At 46.3% G+C, this 20141-nt stretch carries 18 protein-coding genes; 10 read left to right on the top strand and 8 right to left on the bottom strand.

What is annotated here, in order from left to right; translation table 11 throughout:
- The first annotated feature begins 4 nt into the window (after positions 1-4).
- A complete protein-coding gene (locus QUA07_RS12670) occupies positions 5-1123 on the top strand; it encodes an ATP-binding protein (RefSeq protein ID WP_333325574.1) in 1119 nt (372 codons plus the stop codon).
- A gap of 28 nt (positions 1124-1151) precedes the next feature.
- On the opposite strand, the gene QUA07_RS12665 is transcribed toward QUA07_RS12670, so the two are convergent.
- The gene (locus tag QUA07_RS12665; protein ID WP_333325572.1) at positions 1152-2402 is read right to left on the bottom strand and encodes an FAD-binding oxidoreductase; all 1251 of its coding nucleotides are present in this window, start codon (positions 2400-2402) and stop codon (positions 1152-1154) included.
- Positions 2403-2612: 210 nt separating this feature from the next.
- On the opposite strand from QUA07_RS12665, the gene QUA07_RS12660 reads away from it, so the two are divergent.
- On the top strand, positions 2613-2891 hold the full coding sequence (locus tag QUA07_RS12660; RefSeq protein WP_333080318.1) for a hypothetical protein: 279 nt from the start codon (positions 2613-2615) through the stop codon (positions 2889-2891).
- 51 nt (positions 2892-2942) lie between these two features.
- Positions 2943-3482, top strand: a complete 540-nt coding sequence (locus tag QUA07_RS12655; RefSeq protein WP_333080316.1) for a DUF2231 domain-containing protein — start codon at positions 2943-2945, stop codon at positions 3480-3482.
- Positions 3483-3549: 67 nt separating this feature from the next.
- Here the strand turns inward: QUA07_RS12655 and cutA are convergent, their stop codons facing one another.
- From cutA to QUA07_RS12640, 3 genes are all read right to left on the bottom strand, one after another.
- Positions 3550-3870: a divalent-cation tolerance protein CutA gene (cutA, locus tag QUA07_RS12650; RefSeq protein WP_333325652.1), complete on the bottom strand. Its 321-nt coding sequence runs from the start codon at positions 3868-3870 to the stop codon at positions 3550-3552.
- 37 nt (positions 3871-3907) lie between these two features.
- Positions 3908-4804: a pentapeptide repeat-containing protein gene (locus tag QUA07_RS12645; protein ID WP_333325568.1), complete on the bottom strand. Its 897-nt coding sequence runs from the start codon at positions 4802-4804 to the stop codon at positions 3908-3910.
- Positions 4805-5057: 253 nt separating this feature from the next.
- A complete protein-coding gene (locus tag QUA07_RS12640; protein WP_333325566.1) occupies positions 5058-7601 on the bottom strand; it encodes a VIT domain-containing protein in 2544 nt (847 codons plus the stop codon).
- A 113-nt stretch (positions 7602-7714) separates the two neighbouring features.
- Here QUA07_RS12640 and QUA07_RS12635 point away from each other — a divergent pair, with 113 nt between their 5' ends.
- The 4 genes from QUA07_RS12635 to QUA07_RS12620 all read left to right on the top strand — a co-directional run bounded on the left by QUA07_RS12635 (position 7715) and on the right by QUA07_RS12620 (position 11664).
- Positions 7715-7852, top strand: a complete 138-nt coding sequence (locus tag QUA07_RS12635; protein WP_333325564.1) for a hypothetical protein — start codon at positions 7715-7717, stop codon at positions 7850-7852.
- Positions 7853-7902: 50 nt separating this feature from the next.
- Positions 7903-8826 carry an Rpn family recombination-promoting nuclease/putative transposase gene (locus QUA07_RS12630; protein WP_333325562.1) on the top strand — a complete coding sequence of 308 codons (924 nt, stop codon included), beginning with the start codon at positions 7903-7905 and terminating at the stop codon, positions 8824-8826.
- A gap of 279 nt (positions 8827-9105) precedes the next feature.
- Positions 9106-10764 (top strand): CTP synthase, encoded by a 1659-nt coding sequence (locus QUA07_RS12625; protein WP_333325560.1) that lies wholly within the window; start codon positions 9106-9108, stop codon positions 10762-10764.
- A 477-nt stretch (positions 10765-11241) separates the two neighbouring features.
- Positions 11242-11664, top strand: a complete 423-nt coding sequence (locus QUA07_RS12620) for a hypothetical protein (RefSeq protein ID WP_015174977.1) — start codon at positions 11242-11244, stop codon at positions 11662-11664.
- 191 nt (positions 11665-11855) lie between these two features.
- Here the strand turns inward: QUA07_RS12620 and QUA07_RS12615 are convergent, their stop codons facing one another.
- The 4 genes from QUA07_RS12615 to QUA07_RS12600 form a co-directional block, all read right to left on the bottom strand.
- Complete coding sequence (locus tag QUA07_RS12615; RefSeq protein ID WP_333325557.1) at positions 11856-12743, bottom strand: ROK family protein; 888 nt, start codon at positions 12741-12743, stop codon at positions 11856-11858.
- Positions 12744-12967: 224 nt separating this feature from the next.
- A complete protein-coding gene (locus tag QUA07_RS12610) occupies positions 12968-13690 on the bottom strand; it encodes a tetratricopeptide repeat protein (RefSeq protein WP_333325554.1) in 723 nt (240 codons plus the stop codon).
- Between the two features lie 152 nt (positions 13691-13842).
- Entirely contained in the window at positions 13843-15045 is a 1203-nt protein-coding gene (gene mltA, locus QUA07_RS12605; RefSeq protein ID WP_445305886.1) for a murein transglycosylase A, read from the bottom strand.
- Between the two features lie 13 nt (positions 15046-15058).
- On the bottom strand, positions 15059-15316 hold the full coding sequence (locus QUA07_RS12600; protein WP_172192361.1) for a hypothetical protein: 258 nt from the start codon (positions 15314-15316) through the stop codon (positions 15059-15061).
- Positions 15317-15534: 218 nt separating this feature from the next.
- Between QUA07_RS12600 and QUA07_RS12595 the strand changes: the two genes are divergently transcribed.
- The 3 genes from QUA07_RS12595 to carB all read left to right on the top strand — a co-directional run bounded on the left by QUA07_RS12595 (position 15535) and on the right by carB (position 19938).
- On the top strand, positions 15535-15750 hold the full coding sequence (locus QUA07_RS12595) for a hypothetical protein (RefSeq protein ID WP_333325548.1): 216 nt from the start codon (positions 15535-15537) through the stop codon (positions 15748-15750).
- A gap of 120 nt (positions 15751-15870) precedes the next feature.
- Positions 15871-16110: a hypothetical protein gene (locus QUA07_RS12590; RefSeq protein ID WP_333325545.1), complete on the top strand. Its 240-nt coding sequence runs from the start codon at positions 15871-15873 to the stop codon at positions 16108-16110.
- A gap of 516 nt (positions 16111-16626) precedes the next feature.
- A complete protein-coding gene (carB, locus tag QUA07_RS12585; RefSeq protein ID WP_333325649.1) occupies positions 16627-19938 on the top strand; it encodes a carbamoyl-phosphate synthase large subunit in 3312 nt (1103 codons plus the stop codon).
- The last annotated feature ends 203 nt before the right edge of the window (positions 19939-20141 follow it).

Genomic DNA, 20141 nt, shown 5'->3' with positions numbered 1-20141 from the left:
GAATATGAGTTTTGCCGAAAAACCAATTAAGATTTTGATTGTCGAAGACGAACTGTTAATTGCTAAAAATTTATCCCCAAAACTAGAGAAATTGGGATATCAAATCGCCGATATAGTTTCTTCAGGAGCGGATGCCATCCAGCGCGCCCACGAACTAAGACCCGATTTAATTTTAATGGATATAGTTATCAAAGGCGACATTGACGGCATAGAAACAGCAGCAATAATTAATCAAGAATTAGATATACCAATTATCTATACAACTGCCTATGCTGACGACGAAACTTTGCAGCGAGCCGAAAATACTGGTTCTTACGGCTACCTACTCAAACCTTTTAAAGAAAGAGAAATGCACGCCACTATCAAGATAGCACTGAGCAAACATCAAGAAGCAGTTATGTTGAAAAAATTAATGGCGTTAGCAGCAGAAAAAAGCGAAAATAGATCGCGCTTTATTTCAATGGCTTACCACGATTTAAACACTCCTTTAACTACCATACAGTTATCGGCTGAAATGTTAGAAGATAGCGACTTGCAGAGAAACCCCGGAACTAGCAATAAAAATGTTGACCGAATTAAAAAAGCCGTCAGTAAGATGAGTGGGCTGCTGGAAGATATTTTAATGCTTAGCAAAGCAGAATCCGGGAAAATTTCCTTAAACTTAAATCCGATCAATGCGACGGATTTATGCAATTCTATTTTAGAAGAACTGCAACCTATCGTCACCGAAAAACACCTAGTACATTTCCGCAGTCACACAAATCCGCTGCACGCCAATCTCGATGCCAAACTACTGCACCACCTTCTGACTAATTTGCTTTCAAACGCTATTAAATATTCTCCCAACGGTGGGAAGGTAAGTTTAGACCTAAGCTGCGAAAACCAACAAATAATTTTGTGCGTTCGAGATGAGGGAATTGGGATGACACCGGAATATCAAGGAAAACTATTTCAGCAGTTTGAACGGGGTGCTAATGTAGGCAAGATTAAAGGATCGGGTTTGGGACTCTGCATTGTCAAACACATCGTTGACCTGCACGGCGGTACAATAAGTGTGGAAAGTGCGATCGACAAAGGTACTACATTTATTGTCACGCTGCCTTTTTTAGTCAGTAGTCAGTAGTCAGTAGCTAGTAGTCATTAGTCATTAGTCATCTATCCTTCTTCCTTCTTCCTTCTTCCTGACATCCGTTACATCCGTGGAGCGAATCCGTTGCCGAACTTCCTTCTGCGATAAATCTATTGGGAGACAAAAGTTCGATCGCCCTATCTTCTTCTCCCCCCGCCGCCTTCGCAAATCGCTCAGCCAAAGCAGGTACAATAGTCAAAGGATTGCTGAGACCCGAAAAAACGTGCAATCCAGGGCGATCGGCAATCGGCCCCACTACAGGCAAATTATCAGCGCTGAAGGCCACACTACACTCGTGCCAACTTGCCGGTAAACCTGCCAAATCAGGCAAAACCTTGCCGATTCCTGCACGAATTGCCGTTTCGCTGGTTTCGCGATCGACTTTAGCATTCAAATCGCTCAAAGTGCGCGACAATTGCCCGATCCGCAAACTCCCATCATTAAATTGAATTGCACCCGAATCTAAAATCGGTGGCAGCAACTCTTTACCAGGTTCATCCCAAAGAAAATCCACCTCATTTTTACTAGATTTAGCTTCTAATTCAAAACGTTTTAATACCGCAGGCATCACCAAAGTCCTGAGTTTCAAATCCACAGGTGCAGTTTCCAAAATCTCCGTGCGAGTAAAATAAACTCCCACAGAAACACCCGCGGCTTTCAGCAAACTCCGACTCCAACCTCCAGCACAAATAACCGTATTTTGGCAGGTATAACTTTCCTGTGCCGTCTTGACTCCCGAAATCCGATTGCCCTCTTCTATAAACCCAATTACTTCAGCAAATTCTATAGTTCCTCCCAACCGCAGAAACCCTTGACAATAAGCTTTATTTGTGGCAGTCGGGGAAATGTGACCGTGACGCACAGTCAGAGCTCCGGCGATCGCACTTTTATTCAGCAAAGGTTCCAACTCGCCAGCTTCTGCAACACTCAAAAGCTGCGGCACAATCGCAAAATGCGCGTAATTAGACGCTACTTTTTCGGCATCAGTACCCGCATCAATTGTCAGCAACAAATCCAACTCGCGAAACTCAGTCTCAGCATCTAATTGGGCCGATAAATTGCGGTGGCGTTCAATACCTTCCCGACACAATTGGCGAGTTAAATCAGTCGTCCCTGACCAATAAGCCAAGCCGCCATAACTAAAACGAGTAGCATTTTGCATGGTGGCATCTCGTTCCAAAAGCAGCACAGCAAAACCTTTTTTTGCCAGTTCGTAACTCAGTGCCGCACCAGTAATGCCGCCGCCGACAACAATCCAATCGTAACTTTTCATGGGCAACTCAAAGGGAAGGAAAATATCATGCTTAGATTTTAGCTTAGTTTTTTCCGAACAAATCGAAAAACCTCTACCTACAGGAAGAGGCTGCCTGCGATCGCCCTAACTGAAACTTCCACCCGTCGGGAGATGTTTGTGCAGGGATATTTTTCGTTCAATAGTAGGAATTAGAGTCAGCAAAAAATTAGAAATACCAGAGAGGTTTTTATGAGTATCGACAAACCGGGCAGAGATATGGAGCGCACTGTCAATCCGGGCGATCGTATTTCCGACGAACCCCAAACCATTGAAGAAAAAGCGCAGCAACTGGCGGTAGACCACGTACCCGACATCGTGGGAGATGTTGTTACAGTTCCAACTTATGTGATCGTAGAAGAACCGGATGGGGAAAAGAAAGCCCTGCACCACGTCAAAGACGCCGAGGAAATTTCTGACGTAATTCGGCAGGCCCGCGTTGACGAAAATGGCGAACGGATTTGGGATTAAGTTCAATCCAATAAAAACGGCTTTGTTGTACAAAATTTATCGCTAGAAATCATGGAAACAAATCAAAGAAATAGTACCCCTTATCCCAATATTCCGCCGATTCTAGAAAGTGACGACAGAGAGTATCGCGACGCCGGCATTACGAGTACGCTTTCAGTTGCAGGCCATCCCATCCACCCCATCATCGTCATCTTTCCGGTAGCCTTTTTAGTAGGAGCCGCGGGCACGGACATCGGTTATTGGCTCACAAGCGATCCGTTTTGGGCGAGAGCTTCGCTTTGGCTGATGGGTGTGGGTTTTGCTGCGGGGATTTTGGCAGCAATCACGGGCTTTTTAGATTTTTTCAAAGTTAAAAGAGTGCGCGATCGCAGTGCCGGTTGGTTGCACATGGGCGGCAATGTGGCGGTTATGGTACTTACCCTGATTAACTTGCTGTTGCGACAAGGAAATCCGGCTGAGCCGATCGTATACACAGGTTTAGCCATATCGATCGTCGTGGCAACCTTGCTGGGCATTACAGGCTGGTTCGGCGGCGAACTAAGTTTTCGCCACAAAATCGGCGTCATCGGCCCTACCAGTCATAATTCCTAGGTTTCTGACCATTTTTAGTATGGAATTCCGTCCCTCTTCATTGGATAATTTAGGACTAAAATCTTGACTACAAACTTAAAGATTGTCCCAGCCAATTGAGATAAGCATCGCTGCCAGCGATAATAGGAATAGCAATAATTTCGGGAACTTCATAGGAATGGAGTTCCTGAACTTTTGTTTTTAAAGCCTCAAATTTAGCCAAATCAGTTTTAATCACCAACTGCCACTCTGGCTCGGAATGAATCTCGCCTTGCCAACTATAAATCGAGCGAATTGGTGACAAACTCACACAAGCAGCCAGCTTGTGTTCAACTAGAGATTTCGCCAGATTCTCCGCCTCCGGCTCCGATGCCACAGTTACCAGCACCACCCCAAAATTAATTGTCATAGTCATCAGTGAACAGTGAACAGTCATCAGTCAACAATCAACCATTAATCTCATTAACTTCCCAAGAATTGACTCTGCCAGCCCCAGCTAAGGAAAAATAGCGCCTAGTAGATTCGGGCAAAATAGCTCCCGCCAACAAAGCATTATCTAAATTAGTTCCTATTAACGTCGCCTCGCTCAAATCTGCCGCCATCAAATCTGCTTGACACAACTTTGCCCAATTCAGATTTGCCCCTCTCAAACAACTTCCCCTCAACTTAGCCCCGGTTAAATTTGCACCCGCCAACTTTACCCCACGCAACTGAGCCGCGCTGAAATTCGCCCCCGCCAAATTCGAGCCTTCCAAATTAGCTCCCATTAATTTAGCTTCACTCACGTTAACGCCACTCAAATCTACACCGCAGAGATTCACCCCTGTCAACTGCGCTCGCCGCAGACTGACTCCGGTTAATTGAGCTCCAAAAAGTTTTGCACTATTGAGCCTTGCACCGTAAAGGTTAGCCCACTTAAAATTAGCACCCGTCAAATTCGCGCCCAGTAAGTTAACTAATTGCAAGTCGGCGCTGCACAAATTGGCATTCCACAACACAGCACCCCGCAGGTTGGCGCTAGTTAAAGTTGCGCCGCTTAACTTTACTCTGGGCAATTTTGCTTTTACCAAAAAAGCTCCACTCAAATTAGCTTTTGTCAAATCTGCACCCGAAAGTTGGGTTTCGCCCATTTTGGCAAAAGTCAGATTTGTTCTTTGCATCTGTGCATCTTTGAGTGTTGCTTTGGTGAGAAACGCTCTGCTGAGGTTCGCCCCGGAAAGATTAGCTCGCGAAAGGTTGACTCCGATTAAGATTGCTCCGCTGAGGTCTTTCCCGCTGAGGTCGGCTCCAGTAAAGTCTCTTTCTCCTTTTTCGTAATTGTTGAGCAGTTCACTAACTTCCATAGGGCATCATACCTTCTATGATTGGGGGGTTTCGATCCAGAAATCTTTACTGTTAAGGTTGTTTCAGAAAGGAAACTGTTTCAGAAAGGAAACTGTTTTAGCATTTGCCTCAAACGGTATAAATTTCATTAACATCACTTTCTGTTTAAAGGCAATCTCTTAATAAAGATTTTATATCTTCCTCGCGGTAGCGATCGCGCTTTCGGTATTTTTGAATTAAAAGTTAATGTTTCTTGACATAGATACTCGTTGCTTAAGGCTCGACCGTAATTCGCAACTTCAGGCGCAGCGTGCCCTTGAATCCTGCAGGAGGTTGCCAGGAACTCAAGGCCCTCTTGAGAGTCTCTACAGCGTCTGTTGCTTGCAGCGTCGAGGTTTGAGTGTCGTTAGCGAAGCCCTCGAAGAGGATCGCCAATCGGGCAACGCGGCCGTCTTGTACCAATAACTCCCACACCGTTTCACCGCTAACCCCCGCCGGGAGATTAACCGATTGCAGGTATTGAGTCAAAGTGGCGATCGCCCCGGCATCCAACCCTTGGGCGCTAACTACTTGAAGGCGAGAAGCCAAAGGCTTCGGGCGTTGCGACTCACCGTAACCGGGCTGCCGCGGCATAGCAGGAGCTGGACTCACCGGTGCCGAGTTGCGAGTCGAGGTAACGCTGCGAGTGCCGCCCCTAGTTTGCTCTGCCCCCTCCGACTCGAAAATACCTTCATAGCTGACACCCTGCGGCAATTCCACAGGCACTTGCACGCGGCGACGAGATCCATCTGGTTCGACTCGCACTTCTTCGCTCACAGCCACAAAAGCCGTGTATTCCGAAAGCAACCGATAAGTCAGAGCAGTATTAGTCACAGCTTCCACCAGAGATTGAGTCTCGCCACCAAACATTTGGTTCATTAAATCTTTAATGCGCGATCGCCCCCAAAGTTGAGCTACCGCCGGATTGCCAAAATCCGTAGCCGTTGCTGCGACTGAAGTTGACTCCCGCTGTCGCCCGCCGACGGATTGAGCAAAATTAACAGGTAAAACTTGCTCGTAAGTTTTGCCGCCCGCAAGAGTGCCGCGGATGCGAAGTTGGCCGGAGGCTCGATCGATCTTTTTGCCAAACAAAACCAATGGCCCACTCGCAAACAAGTCTGGGGGCGCGATCGGATAAATCTGCGGTTTTTCCCCCATTCCTTCCCAACTAATTTGAATATTAGTCAATACCGGACTATTAATTTCCCGAAAAAACTTTTCTGCTGCTTCTGCCGACGGTTCATCTTGACGAATTACCTGAGACGTGCCTCTTCCCACTTCCGCCAAACGGTTGAGCAAAAACCGATTCACCGAACCGCCAACACCAAAACTATAAAGTCGATTTCCAGGTTTCAGGCTCTGCTGAACCAGAGCCAGCACTTCATTTTCATTACCAATGTAACCGTCAGTAATTAATACAATACTCCGCAGCCTTCCCGTTGCCGCCGCCGGAAAATTCATCACTGCTTGAATGCCGTCAAACAATTCACTGCCACCGTTAGCCTGCAATTTTTCGATATAATTAATTGCTTTTTGTCGATTTTCTGGAGTATTTGCTAAAGGAGTTGTTGAAAGCGCTTTGGCAGTGTTTGCAAAATCAATAATAGTAAAAGTATCGTTGGGATTGAGCCCTTGAATGAAGCGGCGCATCAACTCCTTAGATTTTGCCAGCGGTTCGCCCTGTTGAGAACCGGAAGAATCCATCAGAAACACGACATCTTTAGGTACAATTTCATTAGTTTTGTAGTTTAATGCCGGAATTATATAAGTAGCAAAATGACCGCCCCGCTTGTCCGATTGAGTCAAAATAGTTGCCCGAGTATTTTGGCCCGCGACTCGATAGCGCAGAATTAAATCTTTATTGGGAATTGTGTCTGAATTGGCTAATTGGACTTGCACAATATTGCCGCTGCGGTCAGTTGTAATTTGATGAGAAGTAGAGCGGACATCGCCGATCGCAACTCCGGCATCTATTTCTACCGACACAGCAATATTGTGACCAGATCGCGTTCCCGGAGGCAAAACAGGCGGGTTAATGCGATCGGCGTCGGTATTAACCCCCAGGGGGTTGGGAGGGGTCGAATTTCTCGAAACATAGCGCGGCCCTACCACCATTGGAAACACAAATTCGTAATCGCCGCCAGCAAACTTGAGACTTTCCGTGTAGCGAATAGTAACTTCAATTTTTTCTCCTGGTTTGATATTAGCGAGAGACTGAGTAAAAATATTATCGCGTTCTTGTTCCAACAAACCCGCAGTCCTGCCTTGCTTTCTGGCTTGTTCGTAAATTTCCAAAGCTTCCTCGCGGCGTTTGATATCAGCTTTAATAATTCGTGAGCCTATTTTAATTTCCATATCATCCACCGCCGCTTCGTCGGGCAAAGGAAATACATAAACAGCTTCTATAGATTCAGGAAAAGGATTTTCAAACTTCTGAACAACTTCGACGCGGGAGATATTGCCAGCTATTTTGGCTTTAACTTCAGTCTGCTTGAGAGGAAAGACTTGTTCTGGAGTCGTATTGGGAGTTTTGACGAACAAACCGCCGACTCGACAGCTAGTTTTGGGCGATCGTCCGCCATTGCAATTAACATCGTTACTAGCGAGGATTTTCGGCGACACAGACGAATAATTTTCCCCAGGATCTTTTGCTCGCGCTGCATTGGGAGCGAGCCACGCGCTACACTCGTTAGCGAAGCCCTCGAAGAGGATCGCAGCGAGCAATGCCATACCAGTACAAAGCAACCGTTGAGGGGATAGAAGGCAGACAAACTTCATAGCTGTTTTTTTTTAGCAGACTTGAGGTGCTTTGTATACCATGACTTTACCATTGCCGAAACGTTCCTGAGTTAGCTTTTTGGGAAAAATGACTGAGCGCGTAGGGCTGATTTTTGATTGACTCCACAGGCGCTAATCGGGGACTGGAACTTTTGTCTAGACTGCTGTGGGCTTCCATCCGTATTGGGGTGAGGTCGGTTGGGGCGATCGTCCGCGAACCCAACCTAGAAGATTGTATGATAGTTAAATAATTAAATAACTCTAACCTCAACTTCTCAAGCTCTAATAAATTGAAATTGCCATGAATTTTATCAATCCCAAAACCGACTTTGCCTTTAAAAAAATCTTCGGGTCTGCTGAGAGTAAGGACATTTTGATTAGTTTCTTAAATGCCATGCTCTACGAAGCACAGCCAGTCATCGAAGACTTAGAAATTATTGACCCTTATTTAGCTCCAAAAATCAAAGGAGTCAAAGATACTTACTTGGATGTCAAAGCTAAAATTGATGGCAACAAAACGGTAATTATTGAAATGCAAGTATTGAATGTAGAGTCATTCGAGAAGCGGATTTTATACAATGCCACTAAAGCTTATTCGATGCAGCTAACCACAGGAAGCCGTTACAGCTTGTTAAACCCTGTGATTGCTCTGACGATTACCGATTTTCAAATGTTTGAGCATTTGGAAACAGTGATTTCGCGCTTTGTTTTCAAAGAAAAAACTTTTTTAACCGACTATCTAGCTGATGAATTTGAACTTGTGTTTGTTGAGTTGCCAAAATTTGACAAGACATTACAGGAGTTAGAAACGCTGACAGATAAGTGGATATATTTCATGAAAACTGCTCAAATTTTACGGTCGGTTCCCGAAGAGTTGGGAAATGTGCCGGAACTGCGGCAGGCTTTTGCAATTGCGAATGAAGCGAATCTCGATCCTGATGAATTGGAAGATTTAGAAAGGCGAGAAATTTTCATTCAAGACCAGCGCGGTGCAATTACCAAAGCTACCAGAATTGGCATCGAACAAGGCCTCGAACAAGGCATCAAACAAGGAAAGTTGGAGCTAGTTGTGCGGCTGTTGGAGCGCCGTGTCGGTCCGTTGTCGTCGGAGATTCAAACTCGCATCAGTCAGTTATCCGCTGAACAATTAGAGAATTTAGGAGAGGCAGTTTTAGAGTTGGCCAGTGTGTCAGATGTGACAGATCGGTTACAGACATATTTGTGAGGAAGGGAAAAAAGCCTGGGTGAAGGTGGTTTTCTCAGAAGATCGATCGCCCTTGATTGTTCATCAGCCCAAAGCGCACTGATGAACAATCAACCGTTTTGAAATTGGCCCACCAGCTCAAAACCCCTGCAAACCGCCCGATCGAGGTCGTGGGCCACTCGTCCTATCCCCAGCCGTATTTGATAAATGGTCAAACACTGCTGGACAATTTTTGATTTTAGCTCTTAGAGTTGAGTGTTACCTTAACTAGAAACAGAAACATCTAAAGTCGAAAATCCTATGAGCAAATTTGTGTTTGTGACTGGCGGCGTGGTTTCCAGCATCGGCAAGGGTATTGTCGGTGCTTCCTTGGGCCGCCTATTGAAGTCGCGGGACTATTCTGTCTCGATTTTGAAGCTAGACCCATATATTAACGTTGACCCCGGCACTCTGAGCCCGTTTCAGCACGGAGAAGTTTTCGTGACGGAAGACGGTGCAGAAACTGACCTGGATTTGGGGCACTACGAGCGTTTTACCGATACTTCCATGTCTCGCCTCAATAGCGTCACCACGGGTTCCATTTATCAAGCGGTGATCAACAAAGAACGCCGGGGCGAGTATCAGGGGAGCACGGTGCAGGTGATTCCGCATATCACTAATGAGATTAAAGAGCGAATTCACCGAGTAGCCAAAAATACTAATCCCGATGTCGTGATTACGGAAATCGGCGGAACGGTGGGAGATATTGAATCTTTGCCATTTTTGGAGGCAATTCGCCAGTTTCGCAAGGATGTCGGCCGGCAAAATGTTGTGTATATGCACGTCACGCTGATACCTTGGATTCCTTCGGCTGGGGAGATGAAAACTAAACCGACTCAGCATTCGGTGAAGGAATTGCGGTCGATCGGCATTCAACCAGATATTTTAGTCTGTCGGTGCGATCGCCCGCTGTCTTTGGGCATGAAACAGAAATTGTCGGAATTCTGCAACGTACCCGAAGAATGTGTCATCACCGCTCAAGATGCCAAAAGTATCTACGAAGTGCCGCTGATGATGGAACAGGAGGGTTTGGCGGAACAAACCATCAATTTGCTGCAACTGGAACATCGCCAGCCAGATTTACATCAGTGGCAAACTTTAGTCAACAGGCTTTACAGTCCAAATCACAAAATTGATATTGCTTTAGTTGGTAAATACGTGCGGTTGAACGATGCTTATCTTTCGGTGGTTGAAGCTTTGCGGCACGCGGCAATTGCCATCGGCTGCGACCTGAATTTGCACTGGATTAACTCAGAAGATTTAGAATCGGGAAACCTCGATAATTATCTCAAAGATATCAACGGCATTCTTGTACCGGGAGGTTTTGGGGTTCGGGGAGTTGACGGCAAAATAGCCGCGATCGAATATGCTAAACACAACAAAATTCCATTTTTGGGATTGTGTTTGGGGATGCAGTGTGCTGTGATTGAATGGGCGCGCAACACCGCTCAACTCAAAGATGCCAACAGCGCTGAATTTGACCCGGATACAGCAAATCCGGTAATTAATTTATTGCCAGAACAGCAAGATGTAGTCGATTTGGGCGGTACAATGCGACTGGGTTTGTATCCGTGCCGTGTCAACCCAGACACGCTAGCTTTCAAACTTTATCAGAAAGAAGTGATTTACGAGCGGCACCGCCATCGGTACGAATTCAACAACGCCTACCGCAATCTTTTCTTAGAATCAGGTTATGCCGTCTCCGGTACATCTCCAGACGGCCGATTGGTAGAAATGATCGAATTGCCCAACCATCCTTTTTTCATAGCCAGTCAATTTCACCCCGAATTCCAATCTCGACCTAGCACCCCCCACCCATTGTTTCAAGGGTTTATCCAGGCAGCTAGCATCCAGGGAAAGCAGGATGTTTTAGAAGATGAGGGTCGCGACTTGGTGGCCGGGAAAGTTGTCGCAAACTGATCTGATATCATGTGCGATCGATTAGTTCTGATATATTAGATGTCTGTAGGGGCGGTTCAGAGTAGACAATATTCAAATCGCCCCGACAATGGACATTACAAAACCCGCCCAACAGACCAATAGGATTTGATAGGGGTCGCACTTATCGGACTAGATATCGGGCAGCATTCTCAACGAGTGAAAGACCTCACCCCCCAACCCCTATACTAGGGCTGGGGGGCTAGTACCGCAAGGGAGAAGGCAGAAGGCAGAAGGCAGAAGGCAGAAGGCAGAAGGTAAAAATCTGATATTTTTACTTAACTTTTTACGGATTTCAAGGGTGATACCAGTTTCCCAAAAGAATGCAAGTTTAGGCAACTTCCCAACCCAGATAGTCATCAGTCATGCCCAATCTAAAATCTACAATCTAAAATCTAAAATGGTAGGAGTTGTCAAACTATCCTAAAATACCAGGAAACACAGGTTTGAGGAGGCTTTGTGGCTTATTGGAGCAAAATTACTTATGAGAAAAGTACATACATAATTGACCTTGACACTATTAGTGCTTTTTCTAGCGAACTGGATAACAAGCGTCTCACCTTTTGGCTGCCTAATAGCAGTCAGCCGATTATCCTCAATCCCCAAGGCAATTATGAGGCTTACAAGCAAGTTCTCGATTACCTCAAAAAAACCATTGATCGCAATTCGAGAGGTTCGTGGATTAAAATTCATTATGACCGCAAAGAATTTGCGATCGATATGAGTCGAATTAGCTCTTTTGCTTGCGAACAGAACGGTCGGCTAAGCTTTTGCCTGCCTGACAGCGCAACTAATATTATTATCCTCCGCCAAAGCAACCCGGAAACTTATCAAGAAATTCAGGAATACATTAAAAATACGACTGGACAATCTCTGCCATGAAGCAGTAATTAGTCATTAGTCGTTAGTCATTAGTCATTAGTTAGAAGCATGAACAATGAAGGATGAACGGAGACTATGTTTAGTAACTCCTCACATTCATTTTATTTTTTTTGATCTAAAGTGCTTAGGTTGCACCCTAATTTTAGATATTAAAAAAGCGCAGTAAAATGCGCTGATTTTTTAAATTTTAACTATTGAACAAGCTGCCAAGCTAATTTTGCTGCCCCTACCATGCCTGCTTGATTGCCCAATTCAGCCACCAATAACTGTAAATCTTCGCGAGAACTCGGCAGTACACGTTGCTCAATTTCTTCTCGAACCTGCGGCAAGAAAAATTCTGCACCTGCACTAATTCCACCACCGATAATAATAGCTTCCGGCGTCAAAATATAAATGAGACTTGCCAAACCGATACCCAGATAGCGCCCGTAATTTTGCCAAAATTCTAAAGCTTGGGCATCTCCAGACTTAGCTAAATTTGCTAATTCTATAGGTTCCAAACCCGTTTCCCGGCGAATGGCTTGCACCGAAACATACTGTTCTAAAGAACCGCGATTGCCGCTGTTGCACTCCGGGCCGTCGGGATTTATAGTAATCAATCCTAGTTCTCCAGCCGCGCCTTGATGACCTACAAATAGTTTGCCGTCTAAGATAACTGCACCGCCGACTCCTGTACCTAAAGTGATTAAAATTAGGTCTTTAAAGTGCCTTCCTGCACCCAACCAAGCTTCTCCCAATCCGGCACAGTTGGCATCATTTGCTAATATTGTCGGCAGTCCGGTTTTAGCTTCCACCCAGTCAGCGAGGGGGACGTTATGCCAGTTTTTGAGGTTAATTGCTACTCTGGCTATGCGGCCGGCGGCGTCTGCCGGGCCTGGAGTGCCGATGCCGATCGCACTTACAGCATTTTCGACCGGATTCAGTTGTAAAATAGCATCGGTCATCGTGGCTAAAACGGCTTCTGGGGTTGCGGGTTGAGGGGTTGGAACAGTTAAGGATTGGTGACAAATGCCGTCTTCGCTAAATCTGCCGAGTTTAATTGCGGTTCCGCCTAAGTCAATGCCGATTACTTGTGTCATTCGATTGGGATTTTGGATGCAATAATTTAGGACTAATTTTAATAGTATAAACCTATTGTATGTGTCCCTAGCACAGCTTACAAATTAAGTTTGTAGTGAGGACTTCAGTCCTCAAACTTCTCTTTTAAATGTATGATAATTGGTTCCGAAAACGACCCTTAATTTTTAATAGTATCATGTCGCTCGCAATACCTAGTAAAAATTGTATACAAAAGCCAGTTCGCCTATTTAATTTCGCCTAACTTACGTTGTGCTACCTCTCGGTTGTGCAAAGCATCGTGATAGTCGGGTTTGAGAGCAATTGCCTGGTTATAAGATGCGATCGCCTCCTCAAATCTTCCTAAATTATACTGCTCATTACCTCGATCGCACCACGCCTCAGCCTCTACATTAACTTCCAATTCTTCCTCCGCAGCCTCAGCGCCTCTGCGGTTCGCTTCCCCAGAAAAACCCCAACCATCCCCAACAAACACCGCCTCAATCACCCTCCCCTTTGTATCCTCCTCCTCAACCTCCGGCAGCGGAAACCGTGTCAATATCTCCCGCCCAATTTGCCTCGCCACCTCTGACAATTCCCCGCTGCCAATTCTACCTAACAATACCAGCCGCTGCGCCAATTCCTGAAGCGATGCCACAGCATCCGTAGGGGCGGTGCCCCCGTGCCCGCCCTGCAGGTTTTCCCCCTCTAACAATCGAGTCCCGAACCGTCGCAACCAAGCCGCCAATTCACCATCTTTAAGGCGTTTTGCGATTAAGAATCCCGCTACATCCCCGCGACTCCAGCCGGCATTCACCCCTTCGAGGATTTCCATGAATTTCGACTCGTATTCAGCGTCAGTTAAGGTTGGGCGGATGGCGGTATTTCCCGGCGGTGGGGTGGGTGGGGTTGGGTATCCGAATATTCGCTGAATTAGTCGTTTGAAGAATTGCAGAATTTTGTTTAGCATTTGTGACGTTGGGAGGGTGGGGTATTTTCTATTTTATAGCAATTATCAAAAATAGATTACATATTGATTGCCGGCGATATCTGTATGGACACGGCGCCGTGCCGTGTCCGGGATTCGACCCACAGCAAACAATCATATAAAGTAGAATTAATCTACTTTAAAAGCGGATAATACAGTTCTCCTGTTGAGTTGATAAAACCGGCCCGATCGCCCGCTAAATCTCCCGTTCCCATAAATACGTCAACTCTCCCCGCGCCTTTGATTGCACCGCCGGTATCTTGATCCAAAACGTACCGATTCACGGCGTTTTGTTCTAGTTGTCCCGCCGCATTCGGATAAGGAAGTTTTGTACTAATTAATGCTAGTGCACCGGGGGGCATTAAAGCTTTATCGGTGGCGATCGACCTTTCGGCAGTTACTGGCACTCCAATGCTTCCTGTGGCTGGAACTCCATTAGTATCCCGGAAGAATACAAAGCTTTCATTTTTCGGCAAATATTTGTTCATATCTGCGGGAAAGTTGGTGAAATATTCCTTTAGTTTCGGCAAATTTAACTCTTCTAAAGTAAACTTTCCGTCTTTAACTAATTCTCGCCCGACACCTGTATAACTGTGACTGGTTTTGCCCGCAAAACCGACGGTCATCACGCTACCATCTGTTAGCTGCAATCTCGCAGAACCTTGGACGTGGACGAGAAATGCTTGGAATCGATCGCGCAACCAAACTAATTCTAATCCCCGCAGCAATCCTTTACTTGCCTGCAAAGCATCTTCGCCTTCTAATTGCAATCTTGTCGGGTGAGGTTTCCGCCAAGATGCCATGTTTGGCGGCATCCGGTACAGGGGATAACGGTATTCGGAATTAGGCGTGCGAGATGCTGCGTAAGTCGGCTCGAAATAACCTGTAAATGCGACTGTTCCTTTGCCGTCTTTGCCCGTGGATTTGTAAAATACAAATTCGCGCTTGACAGATTCCTGAAGTTGTGCTGGAGTTGTGGAACTGACAACTAATTGGCGGAATCGATCGAGAGAACGCCGAACTCGATCGCGCGTAACTCCTGCTACTGGATAGCGACTGTAAGCAGTGGCGGCGGCCGATGTATTGAGATAGCGGAGGCTGTTGTCGATCGACCTTAACAGCAATTCTTTATCGCCCGGTTTGCCATTTTCGCCCCAGATTTGAGCGTCAAAGGCGATCGACTCCAATTCACTCGCTTGCAATTGATTTATACTAATTGGTTGCAGCGACGGAACTGCAACTGCAGGCACCGAAAAAGCGGTCGCCAAAACGCAACAGGCGATCGCTAATAGCTGATAGCGAAAAATCTTGCTCAATTTCCAATTTTCCCTACTCAATTGATTATTTTCCTTATTCATCGTATCGTTCGACACTAGAAGTAAATATCGGTTCTACGCGAATTGCTAGAACGCTGGTAGGCCGAACTACCATGTATTCGCCTTGAATATTTTTAATCGGGACGTTAAGAAATTCTCTTGAATCTTGTTTCGGCACCAGCGTACTGCTGTACCACTTTTGAAAATCTTGCAGCGTTGCGAAACGCACTTCTTCGCGGTGGCCGCCTTCAAGCAGCAGGTGCACGGAATATTCGCTGGGAGTTCTAGGCATAGGAGATAGGAAGAGTTGTTGGAGGACAATCTAAAATCTAAAATCTAAAATTGATGTGGTTGTCATCAAGCAGCAGGTGCACGGAATATTCGCACTTGTGTTCTAGGCATATCTGTATTTTAGATTTTTGATTTTAAGCTTTTGGAACGATTCCATATTTTACCTCTTCCTCGGCGCATTCCCTCATCTAGTAGCTTGGATTGAGGGAGAGGGGAAGAGTGCGAGAGGGGGAGAGTGCGAGAGGTGTTGGAGAAAAATCTCAATCTAAAATCCAAAATCATAAATTGATTGACGGCGGCCCCCCTATGCGGCTACGCTGTGAAATTAAGGCTGCTTTGCTCAAAGAGGAAGCAGCCCACGTCGCTCAAAAATCTAGTTGCACTGCCCAAAGCTGCTACCAACAGCAATGGACAGCTAACCGCCAAACTGAGTAAGCAGTATGGAGGCTAATGGAGAATTTTAACACTCTCTGTAGCCGCCCTGCTCTGTGTTAACGTGCGGGGCGGCTGGGTTTTGGGGTTTTCCTAGAAAACCAAAAACCAGGAGACCATATTATGTCACAGGAATTCGTACCTGACGATAACTTGTCCGCGCGTCCAAATGACGACTCAGCAGTATCGGAACAGGAAGTCGTGCGGATAACGGTTGTCGGTTCCCGCGCAGCCGTGTTAGACACCATCCACACCTTGTACCGACTGGGATTTGCCGCCGTCGGGGATTGGACCCCACCACAGCGAGGTGCAAAGCCGGGACAATTTATAAGTGTACTCATTCGCCGATCGCGCAAAGCTTAACAATAGGCTGAAATACGCTAGGGACACGGCATTGCCGTGTCCTCCATCGCCGCACCTACATGGCTGGATCTCGGATTGTCACATCCTCGGAGGGCGATGGCGTCCCGCCCTCGCCTGTGCTACGGGAAATTTCATCATCCAACCCCGTTAATTTTATCCGTTCCCCACAGTCAGGACACGCCTTGGCTGAAGTCTCTACAATGATTAATCCGGCGGAATACAGGGATTGTGTATTTTAGAACACGATTTGACCGCAACACTTAAAATAGTCTTGATTTACCGATCGACTGCACCCTTTTCTCATCAATATTTCGGGTTAGCTGGGGGTGTCTGTCAGCCGGAGTTGCGAGGTTCTGCTTCCAAAATGCTGATAATGGTGCACAATTTCAAATTAACAACAAAACTTGCACTATTTTGAGTAAGCTTTGGGGGGAACAGCTTAGAAAGCCTGTTTCTAAGACTGAGGCAAAATATCAAATTAATCCTCCACCTTGTCCAATTACTAATTACGAACCTATGCCCCGTCGTCAAGACTTAAAAAAAATTCTTCTCATTGGTTCCGGCCCAATTGTTATCGGTCAAGCGTGCGAATTTGACTATTCAGGAACACAAGCTTGCAAAGCTTTGCGAGAAGAAGGTTTTGAAGTAGTGTTGGTGAATTCCAACCCTGCAACGATTATGACCGATCCGGAAACTGCCGATCGCATTTACATCGAACCTCTAACGCCAGCCATCCTCGAACAAATCATCGCTAAAGAAAGACCTCAAGCAATTTTACCGACAATGGGCGGTCAAACTGCGCTAAATTTAGCAGTTGCAGTCGCTAAAAATGGCGTTTTAGAAAAATACAACGTCGAGTTGATTGGTGCTAAGTTGCCAGCAATTGAAATGGCAGAAGATCGGCTATTATTTAAGGAAGCGATGGCGCGAATTGGGGTCGCAGTTTGCCCTTCGGGAATTGCCAACACTCTCGACGAAGCCAAAGCAATTGGTCACCAAATCGGCAGTTATCCGTTAATTATTCGCCCTGCTTTTACAATGGGAGGCACGGGAGGTGGCATTTCTTACAATCAAGAAGAGTTTGAAGAAATGGCACAAGGCGGGATTGACGCCAGTCCAGTATCCCAAATTTTGATCGAACAATCTTTGATTGGTTGGAAAGAGTACGAACTCGAAGTAATGCGGGATTTGGCAGATAATGTGGTGATTATTTGTTCGATCGAGAATCTCGACCCGATGGGCGTCCACACCGGCGATTCTATCACCGTCGCCCCGGCGCAAACTCTCACAGACAAAGAATATCAGCGCCTGCGGGATGCTTCGGTGAAAATTATCCGTGAAATCGGAGTTGAAACCGGCGGTTCCAATATTCAATTTGCCGTCAATCCTGTCAACGGAGATTTCATCGTTATTGAAATGAATCCTCGGGTTTCCCGTTCCTCGGCCTTGGCCTCGAAAGCAACTGGTTTCCCCATTGCAAAAATGGCGGCAAAATTAGCGGTAGGTTACAGCCTAGACGAAATTTCCAACGATATTACCAAGAAAACTCCGGCGTCTTTTGAACCGACAATTGACTACGTAGTGACGAAGATTCCCCGATTTGCCTTTGAAAAGTTCCCCGGTTCCGAACCAACTTTGACAACGCAAATGAAGTCTGTTGGGGAGGTAATGGCGATCGGGCGCAGCTTCAACGAATCCTTCCAAAAAGCCCTGCGGGGATTGGAAACAGGCCGCGCAGGTTTCGGGTGCGACAAACCGGAAAAGTTGCCGAGTTTGGAACAAATTCGCGCCGGATTGCGGACGCCAAATCCCGATCGCATTTTTACAGTTCGCCACGCGATGATGATGGGAATGTCGGTGGAAGATATCTTCGAGTTCACAGCAATCGACCCTTGGTTTTTGGATAAAATGCAGGAATTGCTGGAAACTGAGAAGTTCTTGAAACGAACGCGGTTGGAACAGTTGACAAAAGAGACAATGTTTGAAGTAAAGCAGTTGGGTTTTAGCGATCGCCAAATTGCTTACGCCACCAAAACATCGGAAGATCAAGTCCGCGCTTACCGCAAACAGTTAGGCGTAATTCCGATTTACAAAACAGTCGATACCTGTGCCGCTGAATTTGAAGCGTTTACACCGTATTATTATTCCACCTACGAAGCGGGAGCGGCAATTTGGGAATTGGGCGATGAAGAAAAGAAAATTTCGCCTGTGGGCCACAGTCTCGCGCCGGAGTCGGAAGTTTTGCCTTCTACCAAACGAAAAGTGATGATTTTAGGTGGCGGGCCGAACCGAATCGGACAGGGAATTGAGTTTGATTACTGCTGCTGTCATGCTTCCTATTCCCTAGGAGAAGACGGCTTTGAGACCATTATGGTCAACTCGAACCCGGAGACGGTTTCGACGGATTATGATACGAGCGATCGCCTGTATTTTGAACCGCTAACCAAAGAAGATGTTCTCAACATCATCGAAGCCGAAAATCCAGAGGGAATAATTATTCAGTTTGGCGGACAAACCCCGCTGAAGTTGGCGCTTCCTTTACAAAAAGCTCTCGAAAATCACCCCGATGTACAAACAAAAATCTGGGGAACTTCGCCGGATTCAATTGATACTGCTGAAGACAGGGAGCGATTTGAAAAGATTCTGCGGGAATTGGATATTCAGCAAGCTGCTAATGGTCTAGCGCGTAGTTTTGAGGATGCTTTAATAGTAGCTCAACGGATCGGTTATCCGGTAGTGGTGCGACCGAGTTACGTATTAGGCGGGCGAGCCATGGAAATTGTTTATTCCGATACGGAATTGGAACGTTACATGACCTATGCCGTGCTGGTAGAACCCGATCATCCGATTTTAATTGATAAGTTTTTGGAGAATGCGATCGAGGTGGATGTCGATGCGATCGCCGATGTTACGGGCAATGTGACGATCGGCGGTATTATGGAGCACATCGAGGAAGCGGGAATCCACTCCGGCGACTCTGCTTGTTCTATCCCTTACCAAACGCTTTCTGACGCAGCTTTGGCAACAATCCGCCGCTGGACTGTAGAATTAGCAAAATCCCTGAAAGTAATCGGGTTGATGAATATTCAATTTGCTGTTCAAGGGGAACAAGTTTTCATCTTGGAAGCTAATCCCCGAGCTTCTCGAACAGTGCCTTTTGTGTCCAAGGCGATCGGAGTTCCCTTAGCAAAAATGGCCTCGCGAGTGATGTCTGGCAAAACTCTAGAAGCTTTGGGTTTTACTGAAGAGATTATACCCACTCATGTTTCGGTAAAAGAAGCTGTATTGCCCTTTGCTAAGTTCCCAGGAACTGATACCTTGTTAGGGCCAGAAATGCGATCGACCGGCGAAGTCATGGGAATTGACACCGATTTTGGCAAAGCCTTTGCCAAAGCTCAATTAGGTGCCGGACAAATGATGCCGCTGTTGGGAACTGTGCTGGTTTCGATGCGCGATCGGGACAAACTAGCAGTTGTACCCGTTGTCAAGGAATTCTTAGAATTGGGTTTCAGAGTAGTTGCAACTCACGGGACACGCAAAGTTTTGCGAGAGCAAGGTTTAGAGGTAGATTTGGAATTGAAACTGCACGAAGGGCGGCCGAATTTGTTGGATTCGATCAAGAATGAGAAAATTCAACTAATTATCACCACACCTTCCGGCGAAGACTCCCGGGCCGACGGAATCTTTATCCGCCGCACAGCTTTGACTTACAAAATCCCGATTATTACGACAATAGCCGGTGCCAAAGCGACAGCAGCGGGAATTCGATCGCTCAAATCTCACCCGATGGAAGTAAAAGCAATTCAAGACTATTACCCGCAAACCTAGACTGCGAAACACTCAAAGGTAGGGTGTGCAGGGCGCACTATTAGTGTCAACTTAAGCTTTTAGTCCGCCAGTCCTCTCGCTCACCCGGCAGCCCGCCAGGGAATGAATTCCCTGTCTTATAGCGAAAGTCCTCTCAAAGAGGACTGAAGAACTCATTAGTCCTCATAGCGAGGACTTTCGCTTTGAGGCTGTTGTTTCAAACC

This window comes from Microcoleus sp. T3_A4 (genome assembly GCF_036700465.1).
In the GTDB taxonomy this organism is placed as follows: Bacteria; Cyanobacteriota; Cyanobacteriia; order Cyanobacteriales; family Microcoleaceae; genus Microcoleus.
Note: the sequence above shows the minus strand (reverse complement) of the source record. Positions and strands in the feature narration are given on the sequence as shown.

Coding starts and splice junctions, on each gene's coding strand:
- QUA07_RS12670 (WP_333325574.1), top strand. CDS start 5: ATGAGTTTTGCCGAAAAACCAATTAAGATTTTGATTGTCGAAGACGAA.
- QUA07_RS12665 (WP_333325572.1), bottom strand. CDS start 2,402: ATGAAAAGTTACGATTGGATTGTTGTCGGCGGCGGCATTACTGGTGCG.
- QUA07_RS12660 (WP_333080318.1), top strand. CDS start 2,613: ATGAGTATCGACAAACCGGGCAGAGATATGGAGCGCACTGTCAATCCG.
- QUA07_RS12655 (WP_333080316.1), top strand. CDS start 2,943: ATGGAAACAAATCAAAGAAATAGTACCCCTTATCCCAATATTCCGCCG.
- cutA (WP_333325652.1), bottom strand. CDS start 3,870: ATGACAATTAATTTTGGGGTGGTGCTGGTAACTGTGGCATCGGAGCCG.
- QUA07_RS12645 (WP_333325568.1), bottom strand. CDS start 4,804: ATGGAAGTTAGTGAACTGCTCAACAATTACGAAAAAGGAGAAAGAGAC.
- QUA07_RS12640 (WP_333325566.1), bottom strand. CDS start 7,601: ATGAAGTTTGTCTGCCTTCTATCCCCTCAACGGTTGCTTTGTACTGGT.
- QUA07_RS12630 (WP_333325562.1), top strand. CDS start 7,903: ATGAATTTTATCAATCCCAAAACCGACTTTGCCTTTAAAAAAATCTTC.
- QUA07_RS12625 (WP_333325560.1), top strand. CDS start 9,106: ATGAGCAAATTTGTGTTTGTGACTGGCGGCGTGGTTTCCAGCATCGGC.
- QUA07_RS12615 (WP_333325557.1), bottom strand. CDS start 12,743: ATGACACAAGTAATCGGCATTGACTTAGGCGGAACCGCAATTAAACTC.
- QUA07_RS12610 (WP_333325554.1), bottom strand. CDS start 13,690: ATGCTAAACAAAATTCTGCAATTCTTCAAACGACTAATTCAGCGAATA.
- QUA07_RS12600 (WP_172192361.1), bottom strand. CDS start 15,316: ATGCCTAGAACTCCCAGCGAATATTCCGTGCACCTGCTGCTTGAAGGC.
- QUA07_RS12590 (WP_333325545.1), top strand. CDS start 15,871: ATGTCACAGGAATTCGTACCTGACGATAACTTGTCCGCGCGTCCAAAT.
- carB (WP_333325649.1), top strand. CDS start 16,627: ATGCCCCGTCGTCAAGACTTAAAAAAAATTCTTCTCATTGGTTCCGGC.